Source organism: Pseudomonas sp. M47T1, assembly GCF_000263855.1.
Taxonomy (GTDB): domain Bacteria; phylum Pseudomonadota; class Gammaproteobacteria; order Pseudomonadales; family Pseudomonadaceae; genus Aquipseudomonas.
This window is the reverse complement of record NZ_AJWX01000024.1, coordinates 74,720-88,891: the sequence shown is the minus strand read 5'-3', so window position 1 is coordinate 88,891 and position 14,172 is coordinate 74,720. Positions and strand designations below refer to the sequence as shown.

Sequence of the window (14,172 nt, the reverse complement as noted above, 5' to 3'; positions counted from 1 at the left end):
CCGGTCATCTGAAGCATGGTAGGTGGGAAATATTTCAGTTGGATGACAGCGCGCAGGCGTTGCGCCGCTGCCGCCAGACTGCGCCGGCCTTCGCGTACACTGCAGATTTTAAGCATGGCTGAGGGCCAGCGCAGCCTTCGGCGCCGGCTACAGCAAGGAGTATCACCTGATGTCCCTGACCATCCGCCCGGCCACCGTCGTCGACGCCCCCGTACTGTGCAACGCCGAGCGCGAAACCGCCCGGACGCCCGGCCTGCTGGTATCGCGCCCCGATGAACTCATGCCAGACGCCTTCGCGCAGAAAATCACTGCGCTGAGCCATGACGGCCTGTACGTGGTGGCTGAGCGTGATGCTCAAATCATCGGCCATGCGCTACTCGAGCCCCTGGGTATGGAAGCACTGGCCCATGTACTGAGCCTGACCATCGTCGTGCACCCAGGCCACCTGGGGCAGGGCGTGGGCACCGTATTGATGAAGCACCTGCTGGGTTGGGCGCGTCAGCGGCCCGGCTTATTGAAGGTGGAGCTGCGCGTGCGCGAGGGCAACCACCGCGCCAGGCGGCTGTATGAGCGGTTCGGATTTGTCGAGGAAGGCATACAGCGCCAACGCATTCGCCTGCCGGATGGGCAGTTGATCGGGGATGTGCTCATGGCCTGGTGTGCGGCGAGCCACCTGGCGCACCCACTGCCTTGAATAGGGGGCCAGCAACTGCCGTCTGTGGGGGCAGCTTCACTACAGTGCCAATAACCGCTCCGGGATGGTCCCGGTGAAATCCCGATATTCAGATCAACCTGTCGTGCTCATATGAGGCGCTGCACTTCAGCCGTGACAAGATCGACGTGGACGTGCGCCACGGACGGCCCAACTGGCCCAGTTACGAGGTGCGCACCGTGCGCAACGAAGCGGTGGCGGTTCTGGCAGCGCCTGGGTTGCTGGCGCAGCGCCCCGTCAGCCAGGCCGCCGACCTGCTCGATTGCGAGCTGATCCTGTCGGAGGCCACCTTGCTCAAATGGCCGGAGTGGTTTGCCCAGCAGGGGCTTGCGCTGCCGGAAAAGCCTTACACCCTGAGTTTCGACCGCTCGTACATGACCCTGGAAGCGGCCAGCCTGGGGCTGGGGTTTGCCTTGGAAAGCACCTTGCTGGCCCGCAAGTACCTGGACAGCGGCGCGCTGGTGGAGGTGGCGCCGCAGGCATTCAGTGCGCCGGTGGCGGCCCACCATCTAGTGTTCCCCAAGGCACATTCAAGCTTCCCAAGAGTACGACGCTTTCTGGGGTGGATGGAAAGCGAGCTGGGGCATGATTTTGTGTTTTGATCCGGCCCTTTACCGTTGGCGGCGGGGCAGCGCGCGTCACCTGGCGGCGCTGGGTGCCAAGGGGGTGCTGGGGCCATCGGCCTGGACATCCGGGCAGAGGGCGGCGAAGCTGCGCCCCACCGCACAGGATTTCTGAGGCGGGGAAGGTAGTTCGTCGCTGCTGCTGGGTCACCTGTGGGAGTATCTGTCTTCTGTGGGAGCGGGCTCTGCCCGCGAAAATAGCACCGCGCAGTATCTGGTCCGGCGCGGGTGTTCTTTTCGCGGGCAGAGCCCGCTCCCACATTCCTATGTCGGGTTAGCTCACCGCATAAAACTTGCGTACATACACCGTGCTCACCCAAGCGCAATCCGCGTCCTTGGGCACGAAAACGGTGTCGCCCGCGTTCACCACCCGCTCGCCATCACCTAAACGCAAGGTCACCTCACCCTCGGTCACGTACATCAACTCATGACACAGATGCCCACGGCTGCGACGCTCATAGGGCGTTGAATCCCACACGCCAACACGCAAGGCACCTGCTTGGAACAGGTTATTGGCGCGGCATTGCGGCGCCGGGCCGATCAGGATCTGATCATCCGGCGGCGAAGAAGGGTTCAGGTGAGCGCGACGATCAAGCACGGTCATGCCAGGCGCGGTACCCACCTCAGGCTGGATGTCGGCAAACCAGGCCCACAGGCTGTCAGGGCTGGCCTGCAGGCTGAAATCCGTGCCCGCAGCGATGACCAGGCTGTCACCCGGACCCACCTGCAACGTCTGACCGGCACGGCTAAAGGTCAGCGTCCCCTGATGCAGCACCAGCATTTCGCTGACCGGGTGCCCAGTCACTTCCACGATGCCCGTCAACGTGGTGATGCCCGCGGCAAAGCGCTCATCCGCATAACCAATTCGTCGGCTGGCAGCAAAGGGATCATTGGCTACCAGCGCATCGGCACTGGCAGCAATAAGGGGCGCATGACCATTGGCACCGGCCAGCAGCAGGGCAGTGAGTTGCGACATGGTGAGTGTCTCCTATTCAATTAACCAATGGCCTGGGTGACCAGGGCAAACGTCTGCACGCCTGCGGATGCCTGGGGGATTTCGCCGCGGCTCATGCACGCCACGGTATCCACGCCGTTGAGGCCCACGCTGTCCAGCCAGGGTTCCAGGCCGCAGCCCACCGGAATGTCGATGCGCACGAAGGCATCGGCCAAGGGGGCCAGCAGTTGGGCTATCAGCTGTTGCGCCTGCTCGACGTTCTGCGCCACCACCGGCCCGATGCATCGGCCGCGACCGAACGGTCTAATGGCGGCGAAAGCCTGCAATTCCCCCCCAATATCAATGCCCACCGCCTGCTCGATGTCCTCGAACACTGCGCTCATGACCGCACCGCGATCCAGGCCGGTAGCCGCATTGGCCAGCGCCAGCAGGCGCGGCTGGTCCGCGGCATTCAATACGCGGCCAGCCTGCGGAGGGGCGGGCGGGGCGATGACGGTGCCCTGGCGTTGCTGGATCTGCCCGAACTCCACGAAGCCCATCTTGCGGTACAGCGGCGCACCCGCCAGGGTGGCGTTGAGCAGGGCTGTGCGCGGGCCGACGCTGTCCAAAGCCAGGTCCATTAACCGGCGACCGATGCCGTGGCCTTGATACTCATCGCTGACGATCACCAGGCCAATGGTCGACCACGGCCCCTGGTGACAGGCGAAGGCCGAACCGATGACACGGTCCTGGTCCAGCACCACGAAGCCGTCGGCCACGCGCTGTAGCATGGCCCAGTCCTGGGCACGGTGCGGCCACTTGAGGGCCACCGACAAAGCATGGGCCGCCGGTACGTCGGCGGCGGTCATGGGGCGGTACTGATAGGTAGACATGGCGGGCTCCGATATGAACGCGAATGGCGCCTTGTATCGCACCTGCGTGGCGGGGTGACAAGGGGGCGAAGCGTATTCGGCAGATTGTGCAGCCCGCGCGTGGGCACGCCACAGGAAATGCTTCGCCAGGCGCTGCCGTCGGCAGCAACTACCAGTGCGCGCCCCCCGAGGGTAGGCGGCCACGCCTCGCCAGCAGATTATGCCAACGCATCGGCGGATTTCGGCGTTTTCCCTCTGCATGGCCGCCCCCGTATAAAGCAGAAGCCCTGAATCGCTTGTGCTACAAGGCACTTAGGCACTCTGGCGCTCGTCTTGCATTGTCAGAATGCGGCGCAGATTCTGCTGCTGTTGGCCAGTGGCGGCCCTGGAGGCGCCGCATTCTGGGGCCAAAACAGCGCACTTTTTCAGCCTTTGCCCGCGCGTGGAGCACAAAGCACGCTCTGCTGCCGCAACGCGTCAAAACGGTTTTTTGTGTTTTCCAGCCTGCGCTTTAAACGCCATCTGCTGATTTCACAGTGTTGTAATGAAGTTGTTGCGCAAGGGAGGGAACAGCCTCCACGGGATAGCTGAAACGGCCCAGCGCCAAGACTTCCACGAATTCTCAGGACGGCACCATATGAGCTTTCTACGCCCCAAATTCATCACCTTCGACTGCTACGGCACCCTGACCAACTTCCACATGGGCACTATGACCCGCGAGTTGTTCGCCGACCGCATCCCCGCCGAGCGCATGGACGCCTTCGTCAAGATGTTCTCTGCCTACCGCCTGGATGAAGTGATGGGCGACTGGCAACCCTACGACGTGATCCTCAAGAACGCTCTGGAACGTACCTGCAAACGCTGGAACGTGGCCTTCAAGGAAGCCGACGCGCGCCTGTACTACGACGCCGTGCCAACCTGGGGCCCGCATCCGGACGTGACCGCCGGCCTTGCGAAAATCGCCGACAAGATTCCCCTGGTGATTTTCTCCAACGCCAGCGATTCGCAGATCATGTCCAATGTCGACAAGCTGGGCGTGCCGTTCCACAAGGTGTTCACCGCCGACCAGGCCAAGGTCTACAAGCCACGCCTGGCCGCCTTCGAGTTCATGCTCGATAACCTGGGCTGTGGCCCCGAAGACGTGCTGCACGTGTCGTCGAGCTTCCGCTACGACCTGTTCTCGGCCCACGACATGGGTATCAAGAACAAGGCCTTCGTTGCCCGCGGCCACGAGCCAGCCGCCAATGCCAGTTACGAGTACAACCAGATCGCCGACATCGGCGGCCTGCCAGGCCTGGTCGGTCTCTGACCGAACGCCAAGGGGCTGCCACAACAGTGGCAGCCCGCCCTTAACCGTGGCCCGCAGGAGCAATACATGAGCAGTGAATCCTACTGGTTGGACACCGCGCCCGCCTTTGGCCTTGGCCAGGCAGGCCCGGTGGAAGGGCAGGTCGACGTTGCCATCGTCGGTGGCGGCTTTACCGGCCTGTCGGCCGCCCGTGCGCTGGCCATGAAAGGCGCCCGGGTCGCGGTGTTCGAGGCGGGCCGGGTGATTGGCGAGGCGTCGGGACGCAATGGCGGCCAGTGCAACACCGGGGTCGCCCAGGATTACGCCGCACTGTCGGCAAAGCTTGGGCCTGCACAGGCCCGGGCGTTCTACCAGGCATACGAACACGCGGTGGCCAGCGTCGATGACATCGTGCGCAGCGAAGCCATCGAGTGCAATTACCAGCGCAACGGCAAGCTCAAGCTTGCCGCCAAGCCCGAACATTTCGCCGGCCTTGCCACCACCTATGAACTGATTCGCCGCGAGGTTGACGCCGACGTGGAGTTGCTCTCGGCGGCCGACGTCCGCGATGAAGTGGACTCGGACCAGTTTCACGGCGGCCTGCTGCAACGCAACGGCGTACAGATGCACGTGGGCCGTTTCGGCGTGGGCCTGGCCGACGCCGCGGCGCGCAAGGGCGCGTTGATCTATGAAAACGCCGCTGTCAGCCAATGGCAAGCCAACGCGGGTGGCTACCAGGTGCACACCGCCCGTGGCACCGTGCAGGCCGGGCAATTGCTACTGGCTTCGGGCGCGTCCCAAGTGGGGGACCTGAACTGGTACCGGCGGCGCATGGCCCCGGTGGGCAGTTTCATCGTGGTCACCGAAGTGCTGCCCAAGGAGGTGCTGGCCAAACTGCTGCCGGCCCAGCGTTCGTACGTCACCAGCCGCATCATCGGCAACTATTTCCGCGTCACCCCCGACAACCGCCTGCTGTTCGGCGGCCGGGCGCGCTTTGCCATGTCCAGCCCGCGCAGCGACGCCAAGAGCGGCGAGATCCTGCGCGCGGCTCTGGCGCAGATGTTTCCGCAACTGGCCAAGGTGCGCATCGACTACTGCTGGGGCGGTTTGGTGGACATGACCGCCGACCGCTTGCCCCGCGCCGGCCAGCACAACGGCATTTACCACTCCATGGGCTACAGCGGCCACGGTGTGCAGATGTCCGTGCACATGGGTCGGGTAATGGCCGACGTGATGGACGGCAACACCGCCGCCAACCCCTGGCACGAGCTGGACTGGCCGGCCATTCCCGGGCACTTCGGCAAGCCCTGGTTCCTGCCATTGGTGGGTGCCTACTACCGGCTTCAGGACCACCTGCACTGATAGACCTGCTTTCGCTTCAAGCACGTTCGCGGTCAACCGCGAGCCCTTCGTGTAACCCGATTATCGACAGGTAGAACCGACATGACAGAGAAAAAGGTCGAATCCCAGCTCATCACTGGCCAGGACAGTGTGCGTATCTTCGAAGGCTTGAACCGTGGCATGTCGCGTCGCGAGGCGCTGCGCATGCTGGGCGTGGCCGGGATCATGGCCAGCAGCGTGGGTGGCCTGCTGGGCGGCGCCGGCTCGGTGTTCGCCGCCGAAGCGGATGCAGGTCCCGCCACCGTGGGCAAGAAGGGCGGCAAGATCCGCGTGGCGGGCATGTCCTCGTCCACCGCCGACACCCTGGACCCGGCCAAGGGCGCGCTGTCCACCGACTACGCCCGTCAGTACATGTTCTACAACGGCCTGACCCGCTTCGACTCGCACCTGGTGCCGCAACTGGAACTGGCCGAGAAAATCGACCACACCGACGCCAGCCTGTGGATCATCACCCTGCGCAACGGCATCACGTTCCACAACGGCAAGCCGCTGACGGCCGACGACGTGGTGTTCTCCCTGACCCGTCACAGGGACCCGGCCACCGGCTCCAAAGTCATGCCGCTGATGGCCCAGTTCGAAGAGATCAAGGCCACCGGCCCGCTGGAAGTGCAGATCAAGCTGACCGCACCCAACGCCGAACTGCCGTCGATCCTGGCCGTGTCGCACCTGCTGATCGTGCCCAAGGACACCACCGACTTCAACTTGGGTATCGGCACTGGCCCGTTCACCGTCAAGGAGTTCCGCCCCGGCGTGCGCTCGGTGGCGGTGCGTAACGCCAACTACTGGAAACCGGGCCTGCCGTACCTGGACGAGATCGAATTCATCGCCATCTCCGACGAGCCATCGCGGGTCAACGCGTTGCTGTCCGGTGACGTGCACATGATCAACGAGGTCAACCCGCGCTCCACCAGCCGCATCAGCGCCAGTGCCGGGCACAAAGTGGTTGACGCACCGTCGGGCAACTACACCGACATGATCATGCGCCAGGACCAGATGCCTACCCAGAACACCGACTTCACCCAGGCCATGAAATACCTGCTGGACCGCGAACAGGTAAAATCGGCAGTGTTCCGCGGCTACGCGGTGGTGGGCAACGACCACCCGATCGCCCCCGGCTCGCGCTACTACAACGCTGAGTTGCCGCAAACGCCATACGACCCGGACAAGGCGCGCTTCTTGCTGAAAAAGGCCGGCATGGCCAGCGTCAAGATGCCCCTGGTGGCGTCGCCTGCGGCCACCGGTTCGGTGGACATGGCCGTGCTGTTGCAGCAATCGGCGAAACAGGCCGGGCTGGACCTCACCGTCAACCGCCTGCCGCCCGATGGCTACTGGTCCAACCACTGGATGAAGCACCCCATCAGCTTCGGCAACATCAACCCGCGCCCCAACGCCGACATCATCTTTTCGCAGTTCTTCCAGTCGTCGGCGCCGTGGAACGAGTCGGGCTGGAAAAACGACCAGTTCGACCAGTTGCTGATGCTGGCCCGTGGCGAGACCGACGATGCCAAGCGCAGCCAGATGTACAAGGACATGCAAGCCCTGGTGCACGACCACTGCGGCATCGGCATTCCGGTGTTCATCAGCAACATCGATGGCGTGGACGCGCGGGTGAAGGGCTACGGCACCAACCCGCTGGGCGGCTTCATGGGCTACATGTTCGCCGAGCAGGTGTGGCTGGACGCGTGATCTTTTAACGGCAATCGATTGTGTTGAGGTCATGTGGGAGCGGGCTCTGCCCGCGAAAAGAGCGCCGCGTAATGACAGTGACGTTGCGCTGTCTGCTTCGCGGGTAGAACCCGCTGCCACAACCTGCCTCATAGGGTTGTAAAGGTCTAATAAAGTGCAGGAGACGTACCATGCACAATACTCTGTACTGGCTGATCGCACGGCGCCTGGGGCTGGTTGCCCTGACGCTGCTGATCGTGTCGATGGTGGTGTTCGCCATCACCGCCGTATTGCCCGGCGACGCTGCGCAGCAGGCCCTGGGCCAGTTCGCCACGCCTGAGCAGGTGGCGGCGCTGCGCACCCAACTGGGGCTGGACCAGCCCGGCATCGTGCGTTACCTGCACTGGTTGACGGGCCTGGTCACCGGGCACCTGGGCGAGTCGGTGTCCAATGCCATGCCCGTCAGCGAGCTGATGGCCGGGCGTCTGCCCAACACCCTGATGCTGGCGGCCGTCACCGCGCTGGTGTCGGTGCCGGTGGCATTGACCCTGGGCATTGTCTCGGCCATGCGCCGGGGCGGGCGCCTGGACAGCGTGCTGAGCTTTTGTACCCTGACCCTGGTGGCGGTGCCGGAATTTCTGGTGGCGACCCTGGCGGTGCTGGTGTTTGCCGTGAAGCTGCACTGGCTGTCGGCGCTGTCGTTCGCCACCCAAGTGCACACGCCGCTGGAGTTCCTGCGGGCCTATGCCTTGCCGGTGATGACCCTGTGCTGCGTGATCGTGGCGCAAATGGCACGCATGACCCGCGCTGCGGTCATCGACCAGTTGGACAGCCCCTACGTGGAAATGGCCCGGCTCAAGGGCGCCAGCCCCGTGCGTATCGTGCTGCGCCATGCCTTGCCCAACGCCATCGGCCCCATCGTCAACGCCGTGGCGCTGAGCCTGTCGTACCTGCTGGGCGGCGTGGTGATCGTCGAGACCATCTTCAACTACCCCGGCATCGCCAGCCTGATGGTGGACGCCGTGACCAACCGCGACATGGCCCTGGTGCAGGCCTGCACCATGCTGTTCTGTGCCGCTTACCTGGCGTTGGTGCTGGTGGCTGACGTGTGCGCGATTCTTTCCAACCCGAGGCTGAGACAGCGATGAACAACGTCATTGGCAAGCCTGCCCGTTTCAAGCCCTTTCCCCGCGTGCGCACGTCGATCCTCGGCCTGGTGGGCGCCGGCCTGTGCGCCTTCTGGCTGCTGGTAGCGCTGCTGGGCGGTTGGTTGGCGCCTCACGGCGTGGGCGACGTGATCTCCAACAACGTGTTCGACGACATGGGCCACGGCTTCGCGCTGGGCACCGACTACTTGGGCCGGGACATGCTCAGCCGTGTGCTGATCGGCGCACGCTTCACCGTGGGCCTGGCCCTGGTGGCGGCGGTGTTGGCCAGCACCGTGGGTACGGCGCTGGCCTTGCTCTCGGTGGTGTCGTCGCGCTGGCTGGACGGCTGCATCAGCCGCGTCATGGACGCCTTGATCTCCATCCCCGGCAAAATGCTGGCGCTGGTGGTGGTGTCGGCTTTCGGCGCTTCGGTGCAGCTGTTGATCGTCACGGCGGTGCTCAGCTATGCACCGGGCTGCTACCGCATTGCCCGCAGCCTGGCCACCAACATTGAAGCGCTGGAATACGTGCAGGTGGCGCGTACCCGCGGCGAGCCGCGTTGGTACATCGCTTGCGTGGAAATACTGCCCAACATGCTCAACCCGGTGCTCACCGACCTGGGCCTGCGCTTTGGTTTCATCGTGCTGCTGCTCAGCGGCATGAGCTTCCTGGGCCTGGGCGTGCAGCCACCGGACGCCGACCTGGGTTCGCTGGTACGCGAAAACATCGGCGGCCTCAGCCAAGGCGCACCCGCCCTGGTGATTCCGGCACTGGCCATCGGTTCCATGACCGTAGGCATCAACCTGCTGATCGACAGCATTTCCAGCCGTCGCCAGCGCAGCAAGGGAGGGCACTGAATGAGCCATCTCATCCAAGTCAAAGACCTGCGGGTCAACGCCAGCGGCGAACACGGCGAGATCGAAATCGTCAAGGGCGTGAGCTTCAACCTGGAGCGCGGCGAAGTGCTGGCGCTGATCGGCGAGTCCGGTTCGGGCAAGACCACCATCGCCTTGTCGCTGCTGGGTTACGCCCGGCGCGGTTGCCGTATCGCCGGTGGCCAGGTAAAGGTGGGTGACGACGACCTGCTGAGCCTGAGCGAAACCGAGCTGCAGGTTCTGCGCGGCAACCGCGTGTGTTACGTGGCGCAAAGCGCGGCGGCGGCGTTCAACCCGGCCCAGCGGCTGATTGACCAGGTGCTGGAGGGGGCGCTGATCCACGGCGTGGGCGGTAGCCGCGAACAGTTGCGCGACAAGGCCATCGAACTGTTTCGCGACCTGGCCCTGCCAGACCCGGAGCACATCGGCGATCGCTACCCGCACCAGGTGTCGGGCGGCCAGTTGCAGCGCATCATGGCGGCCATGGCGCTGATCAGCGACCCGTTGCTGGTGGTGCTGGACGAACCCACCACGGCCCTCGACGTGACGACCCAGATCGACGTGCTGCGCGCCTTCAAGCGCGTGGTGCGCGAGCGCGGCGCCACAGCCGTTTACGTCAGCCACGACCTGGCGGTGGTGGCACAAATGGCCGACCAGATCATCGTGCTCAATGGCGGGCAGATCCTGGAAGACAACGGCACCGCCGCGCTGCTCAAGTCGCCCAACCATGAATACACCCGCCAGTTGCTGGACGCCGCGCGCCCGGCGGCGAAAATTCGCCTGGACGACGTGGCCCGAGGCACCGCACCGCTGCTGACCATCCAAGGCCTGACCGCCGGCTACGGCCCACGTGACCTGCACGGCCTGCCACGCATTCGCGTGCTGGAAGACATTGACCTCACCCTGCACCGCGGCCAGGCCATGGGCATCATCGGTGAGTCGGGTTCGGGCAAGTCGACCTTGGCGCGAGTGGTGGCGGGGCTGCTGCAACCCTGTCGCGGCGAGGTTACCTTCGACGGCCAGCCATTGTCCGGTGACCTCAAGGGGCGCTCGGCCGACCAGTTCCGGCGCATCCAGATGGTGTTCCAGAACGCCGACACCGCGCTCAACCCCATGCACAGCATCGCCACTATCCTTGGCCGGCCGCTGCGCGCCTACCATGGCCTCAAGGGCGCGGCCCAACGCCGGCGCATCGATGAACTGCTGGACCTGGTGAAGTTGCCGCGCAGCATCGCCGAGCGCCGCCCTGGTGCCCTGTCGGGTGGCCAGAAGCAACGCATCAACCTGGCCCGGGCACTGGCTGCCACACCGGACCTGATTCTGTGCGACGAGGTCACCTCGGCGCTGGACAGCGTGGTGGGTGCGGCCATTCTCGAACTGCTGGCCGAACTGCGCCGGGAGCTGGGCGTGTCGTACCTGTTCATCAGCCACGACATTTCCACCGTGCGTGCCCTGTGCGATGACGTGGCGGTGATGTACAGCGGCCATATTGTCGAGAGCGGCAGCCGCGACGCCCTGGCTCAGGCACCGTTCCACCCGTACACCAACCTGCTGGTGAATTCGGTGCCGGCCCTGCGCCAGGGCTGGCTGGAGAGCACTGCCGTGACGTGCAAACTGCCGCCCATCAGTGCGCCCACCGCCAATCAGCGCGAGCTGTGTACCTTTCTCAATCGCTGCCCGTTGCGCGTGGAGGGCCTGTGCAACCACACCGCGCCGAACCGCCGCACCCTTGTCGGCGGCAGTGACATCCTTTGCCATCTGGACAGCGCGCAGCTGTCGGCAGGCCAGCCGACGCTGGTGCTGCCTATTCAGGGAGCGTACGCATGAGTGCCCGTTTTGTTCGTCTGGCCGAGCAGCAGCGCCCGGTCGTCCACTTGCAGGTTGACGGCCAGCCGGTGCAGGCGCTGGAAGGCGACACGCTGATGGTGGCGCTGTTGACTAATGGCGACGCCCTGCGCGGTTCGGAATTCGATAACGGCCGCCGCGCCGGTTTCTGCCTGATGGGCGCCTGCCAGGACTGCTGGGTCTGGACCCGCGGCGGCGAGCGCCTGCGCGCCTGTTCCCAGGACGTGCGCGACGGCCTGGACATTCTCACCACACAACCGGAGGCGTCATGGCCACTGCGCGGGTAATCATTGTCGGCGCCGGGCCTGCAGGCATCCGCTGCGCCGAAACCCTGCTGGCGGCGGGCATTCGCCCCACACTGGTGGACGAAGGTCGCCGGGCGGGTGGGCAAATCTACCGGCGCCAGCCCGAGGGCTTCAAACGCGACTACGCCCAGCTGTACGGCACCGAGGCCGGCAAGGCAAAGGCGCTGCATGAGCGTTTTGACCAGCTGCGCGAGCACATCGATTACCGCCCCGACACCCTGGTGTGGAACCTGGCCGACCAGCAACTGTGCTGCGTGAGCCAGGGCCGCCACGAGGCGCTGGACTACGATGCGCTGGTGCTGTGCACCGGGGCCACCGACCGGCTGTTGCCGGTACAGGGCTGGCAACTGGCGGGCACCTACAGCCTGGGCGGCGCGCAGATCGCGCTGAAGGCCCAGGCGGTGTCCATCGGCGCCAGCGTGGTGTTCATGGGCACCGGGCCGCTGCTGTACCTGGTCGCCAGCCAGTACCATAAGGCCGGGGCCAAGGTGGCGGCGGTGCTCGACACCTCGCCGTTGTACCAGCGCTTGCGCGCCACGCCGAAACTGATGGCGCGCCCGGGCGTGCTTTTGACCGGCATGAGCCTGCTGGCCGGCTTGTACCGGGCGGGCATCGCCGTGCACCTGGGCGTCACGCCGTTGCAGATTCACGGCGACGAACGCAGCGGTGTCGAGGGCGTGACCGTGCGCACCGGCAAGGGCGCAACCTTGCGCGTGGGCTGCGACGCCGTGGCGCTGGGGTATCACCTGCGCCCGGAAACCCAGCTGGCCGACCTTGCCGGTTGCGGCTTTGCCTTTGACGAGGCTTCGGGCCAATGGTTGCTGCACACCGACAACGACGGTCGTACTTCATTACCCAGTGTCTACGCCGCCGGTGACGGTGCGCGCATTCGTGGCGCCGACGCGGCGCAAGCGGCGGGGCGCCTGGCGGCCATGGCGCTGTTGCAGGACCTGGGGCTGCCCGTGGACGCCGGTGCTCAGCAGGCGCAGCGGCAGATCCTGGCGCAGATGGACCGTTTTCGCCTGGGGCTCACCCAGGCCTTCCCTTGGCCGGCCGCCCAAGTGCAACTGCTGCCGGACGAGGCCATTGTCTGCCGCTGTGAAATGATCAGCGCTGGCGAGCTGCGCGGCGTGGTCCGCGAAAAGGGTGCCTGTGAGGTCAACCGCGCCAAGGCGTTCAGCCGCGTGGGCATGGGCCGCTGCCAGGGGCGTTACTGCTCCCAGGCCGGGGCTGAAGTCATTGCCGCCGAGGCGGGCGTACCCGTGAGGGAAGTGGGTCGGCAGCGCGGCCAGGCGCCGGTCAAGCCCTTGACCCTGAATGTGCAGGAGGTACAGGCATGAGTGCGCAACAGGCCGATGTGGTGATTGTGGGCGGTGGCTTCATGGGCGCCGCGGCAGCGTTCTTCCTGCGTCAGCAGGGGCGCTCGGTGATTGTGCTGGAGCGCGACCAGATTGGTCAGTACGCCAGCGGCGTCAACTTCGGCAACGTTCGCCGCCAGGGCCGTTACCTGTGCCAGCTGGAGCTGTCCAATCGCTCCTTCCACCTGTGGAAGCGCCTGCCCGAACTGATTGGCGAAGACCTGGAGTTCCTGCCCAGCGGCCACATGCGCGTGTGCTACGACGCTACGCATATCGCCGACCTGGAAGCCTACGCCCAGGCCCCGGAAGCCCGTGAGCTGGACTTGCAGATCTTCAGCGGCAAGGCCCTGCATGAACGCTTTCCGTTCCTGGGCCCGCAAGTGCAGGGCGGTTCCTACGCGCCCCATGACGGCCACGCCAACCCGCGCCTGGCCGCGCCGGCCTTTGCCCGCGCCGCCGTGCGTGCCGGTGCCATCGTGCATGAACGCACCGAGGTGCGCGAGGTGCAGAAGGTGGGCGGTGACTTCCACATCGACACCGTGGACGGCCGCCGTTTCACCGCGCCCAACCTGCTGGTGACTGCCGGCGCCTGGGGCGACAAGCTGTCGGCGCAGTTCGGCGAGCCGGTGCCGCTGGACACCAACGGCCCGCAGATGGCGGTGACCGAACCGGTGCCTTATGCGCTGAAAACCGTGATTGGCGTGTACACCAAGATCCCGGAGGAAGTGATCTACTTCCGCCAGATCGCCCGCGGCAACATCGTCATCGGTGGCGGCTACCGCAGCAAGCCGGACATGCTCAACCGCCGGGCCCATGTGGAGCCGCGCAGCATCCTCAACCAGATCAGCCAGATGCGCCGGCTGGTGCCGGGCATTGCGCCGCTGAACATCATTCGGGTGTGGAGCGGCATCGAGAGCTACACGCCGGATTCACTGCCGATCATGGGGCCGAGCGGGCAGGTCGACGGCCTGTATTACGCCTTCGGTTTCTGTGGCGCCGGCTTCCAGCTGGGCCCGGGCGTGGGCGCGGTGATGGCCGAGCTGATTGCCACGGGCAGTACCAGCACGCGTATTCATGATTTTCATATCAACCGGTTTGCACAGCCAATGGTATCCACAGGCACGCTGTAGGAGCGGACCGTGTCCG

Annotated in this window: 12 protein-coding genes and 1 pseudogene; 11 read left to right on the top strand and 2 right to left on the bottom strand. The window is 65.2% G+C overall.

Annotation, left to right across the window (positions count from 1 at the left end):
- Nucleotides 1-169 precede the first annotated feature (169 nt).
- Nucleotides 170-694: a GNAT family N-acetyltransferase gene (locus tag PMM47T1_RS21960; RefSeq protein ID WP_008373127.1), complete on the top strand. Its 525-nt coding sequence runs from the start codon at nucleotides 170-172 to the stop codon at nucleotides 692-694.
- Between the two features lie 77 nt (nucleotides 695-771).
- Nucleotides 772-1,314, top strand: a pseudogene (locus tag PMM47T1_RS21955) (LysR substrate-binding domain-containing protein); the annotation flags it as partial.
- Nucleotides 1,315-1,609: 295 nt separating this feature from the next.
- Here the strand turns inward: PMM47T1_RS21955 and PMM47T1_RS21950 are convergent.
- Entirely contained in the window at nucleotides 1,610-2,311 is a 702-nt protein-coding gene (locus tag PMM47T1_RS21950; protein ID WP_008373122.1) for a cupin domain-containing protein, read from the bottom strand.
- Between the two features lie 20 nt (nucleotides 2,312-2,331).
- Nucleotides 2,332-3,162, bottom strand: a complete 831-nt coding sequence (locus tag PMM47T1_RS21945) for a GNAT family N-acetyltransferase (RefSeq protein ID WP_008373121.1) — start codon at nucleotides 3,160-3,162, stop codon at nucleotides 2,332-2,334.
- A 616-nt stretch (nucleotides 3,163-3,778) separates the two neighbouring features.
- Between PMM47T1_RS21945 and PMM47T1_RS21940 the strand changes: the two genes are divergently transcribed.
- The 9 genes from PMM47T1_RS21940 to PMM47T1_RS21900 all read left to right on the top strand — a co-directional run bounded on the left by PMM47T1_RS21940 (nucleotide 3,779) and on the right by PMM47T1_RS21900 (nucleotide 14,156).
- Nucleotides 3,779-4,450, top strand: a complete 672-nt coding sequence (locus tag PMM47T1_RS21940; protein WP_008373120.1) for a haloacid dehalogenase type II — start codon at nucleotides 3,779-3,781, stop codon at nucleotides 4,448-4,450.
- Nucleotides 4,451-4,516: 66 nt separating this feature from the next.
- Nucleotides 4,517-5,791, top strand: a complete 1,275-nt coding sequence (locus PMM47T1_RS21935) for an NAD(P)/FAD-dependent oxidoreductase (RefSeq protein WP_008373119.1) — start codon at nucleotides 4,517-4,519, stop codon at nucleotides 5,789-5,791.
- A gap of 81 nt (nucleotides 5,792-5,872) precedes the next feature.
- The gene (locus PMM47T1_RS21930) at nucleotides 5,873-7,516 is read left to right on the top strand and encodes an ABC transporter substrate-binding protein (RefSeq protein ID WP_008373118.1); all 1,644 of its coding nucleotides are present in this window, start codon (nucleotides 5,873-5,875) and stop codon (nucleotides 7,514-7,516) included.
- A 170-nt stretch (nucleotides 7,517-7,686) separates the two neighbouring features.
- Nucleotides 7,687-8,643, top strand: a complete 957-nt coding sequence (locus PMM47T1_RS21925; protein ID WP_008373117.1) for an ABC transporter permease — start codon at nucleotides 7,687-7,689, stop codon at nucleotides 8,641-8,643.
- Complete coding sequence (locus PMM47T1_RS21920; protein ID WP_008373116.1) at nucleotides 8,640-9,500, top strand: ABC transporter permease; 861 nt, start codon at nucleotides 8,640-8,642, stop codon at nucleotides 9,498-9,500. The genes PMM47T1_RS21925 and PMM47T1_RS21920 overlap by 4 nt, the downstream gene beginning before the upstream one ends.
- On the top strand, nucleotides 9,501-11,345 hold the full coding sequence (locus PMM47T1_RS21915) for an ABC transporter ATP-binding protein (protein WP_008373113.1): 1,845 nt from the start codon (nucleotides 9,501-9,503) through the stop codon (nucleotides 11,343-11,345).
- Complete coding sequence (locus PMM47T1_RS21910; protein WP_008373110.1) at nucleotides 11,342-11,650, top strand: (2Fe-2S)-binding protein; 309 nt, start codon at nucleotides 11,342-11,344, stop codon at nucleotides 11,648-11,650. The genes PMM47T1_RS21915 and PMM47T1_RS21910 overlap by 4 nt, the downstream gene beginning before the upstream one ends.
- Entirely contained in the window at nucleotides 11,632-13,008 is a 1,377-nt protein-coding gene (locus PMM47T1_RS21905; protein ID WP_008373108.1) for an FAD/NAD(P)-dependent oxidoreductase, read from the top strand. Before PMM47T1_RS21910 ends, PMM47T1_RS21905 begins: the two co-directional genes overlap by 19 nt.
- Nucleotides 13,005-14,156 carry an NAD(P)/FAD-dependent oxidoreductase gene (locus tag PMM47T1_RS21900; protein ID WP_008373106.1) on the top strand — a complete coding sequence of 384 codons (1,152 nt, stop codon included), beginning with the start codon at nucleotides 13,005-13,007 and terminating at the stop codon, nucleotides 14,154-14,156. Before PMM47T1_RS21905 ends, PMM47T1_RS21900 begins: the two co-directional genes overlap by 4 nt.
- The last annotated feature ends 16 nt before the right edge of the window (nucleotides 14,157-14,172 follow it).

Excerpts from the sequence above, each read along its gene's own strand:
- PMM47T1_RS21960 (WP_008373127.1), top strand. The coding sequence starts at position 170 with ATGTCCCTGACCATCCGCCCGGCCACCGTCGTCGACGCCCCCGTACTG.
- PMM47T1_RS21950 (WP_008373122.1), bottom strand. The coding sequence starts at position 2,311 with ATGTCGCAACTCACTGCCCTGCTGCTGGCCGGTGCCAATGGTCATGCG.
- PMM47T1_RS21945 (WP_008373121.1), bottom strand. The coding sequence starts at position 3,162 with ATGTCTACCTATCAGTACCGCCCCATGACCGCCGCCGACGTACCGGCG.
- PMM47T1_RS21940 (WP_008373120.1), top strand. The coding sequence starts at position 3,779 with ATGAGCTTTCTACGCCCCAAATTCATCACCTTCGACTGCTACGGCACC.
- PMM47T1_RS21935 (WP_008373119.1), top strand. The coding sequence starts at position 4,517 with ATGAGCAGTGAATCCTACTGGTTGGACACCGCGCCCGCCTTTGGCCTT.
- PMM47T1_RS21930 (WP_008373118.1), top strand. The coding sequence starts at position 5,873 with ATGACAGAGAAAAAGGTCGAATCCCAGCTCATCACTGGCCAGGACAGT.
- PMM47T1_RS21925 (WP_008373117.1), top strand. The coding sequence starts at position 7,687 with ATGCACAATACTCTGTACTGGCTGATCGCACGGCGCCTGGGGCTGGTT.
- PMM47T1_RS21920 (WP_008373116.1), top strand. The coding sequence starts at position 8,640 with ATGAACAACGTCATTGGCAAGCCTGCCCGTTTCAAGCCCTTTCCCCGC.
- PMM47T1_RS21915 (WP_008373113.1), top strand. The coding sequence starts at position 9,501 with ATGAGCCATCTCATCCAAGTCAAAGACCTGCGGGTCAACGCCAGCGGC.
- PMM47T1_RS21910 (WP_008373110.1), top strand. The coding sequence starts at position 11,342 with ATGAGTGCCCGTTTTGTTCGTCTGGCCGAGCAGCAGCGCCCGGTCGTC.
- PMM47T1_RS21905 (WP_008373108.1), top strand. The coding sequence starts at position 11,632 with ATGGCCACTGCGCGGGTAATCATTGTCGGCGCCGGGCCTGCAGGCATC.
- PMM47T1_RS21900 (WP_008373106.1), top strand. The coding sequence starts at position 13,005 with ATGAGTGCGCAACAGGCCGATGTGGTGATTGTGGGCGGTGGCTTCATG.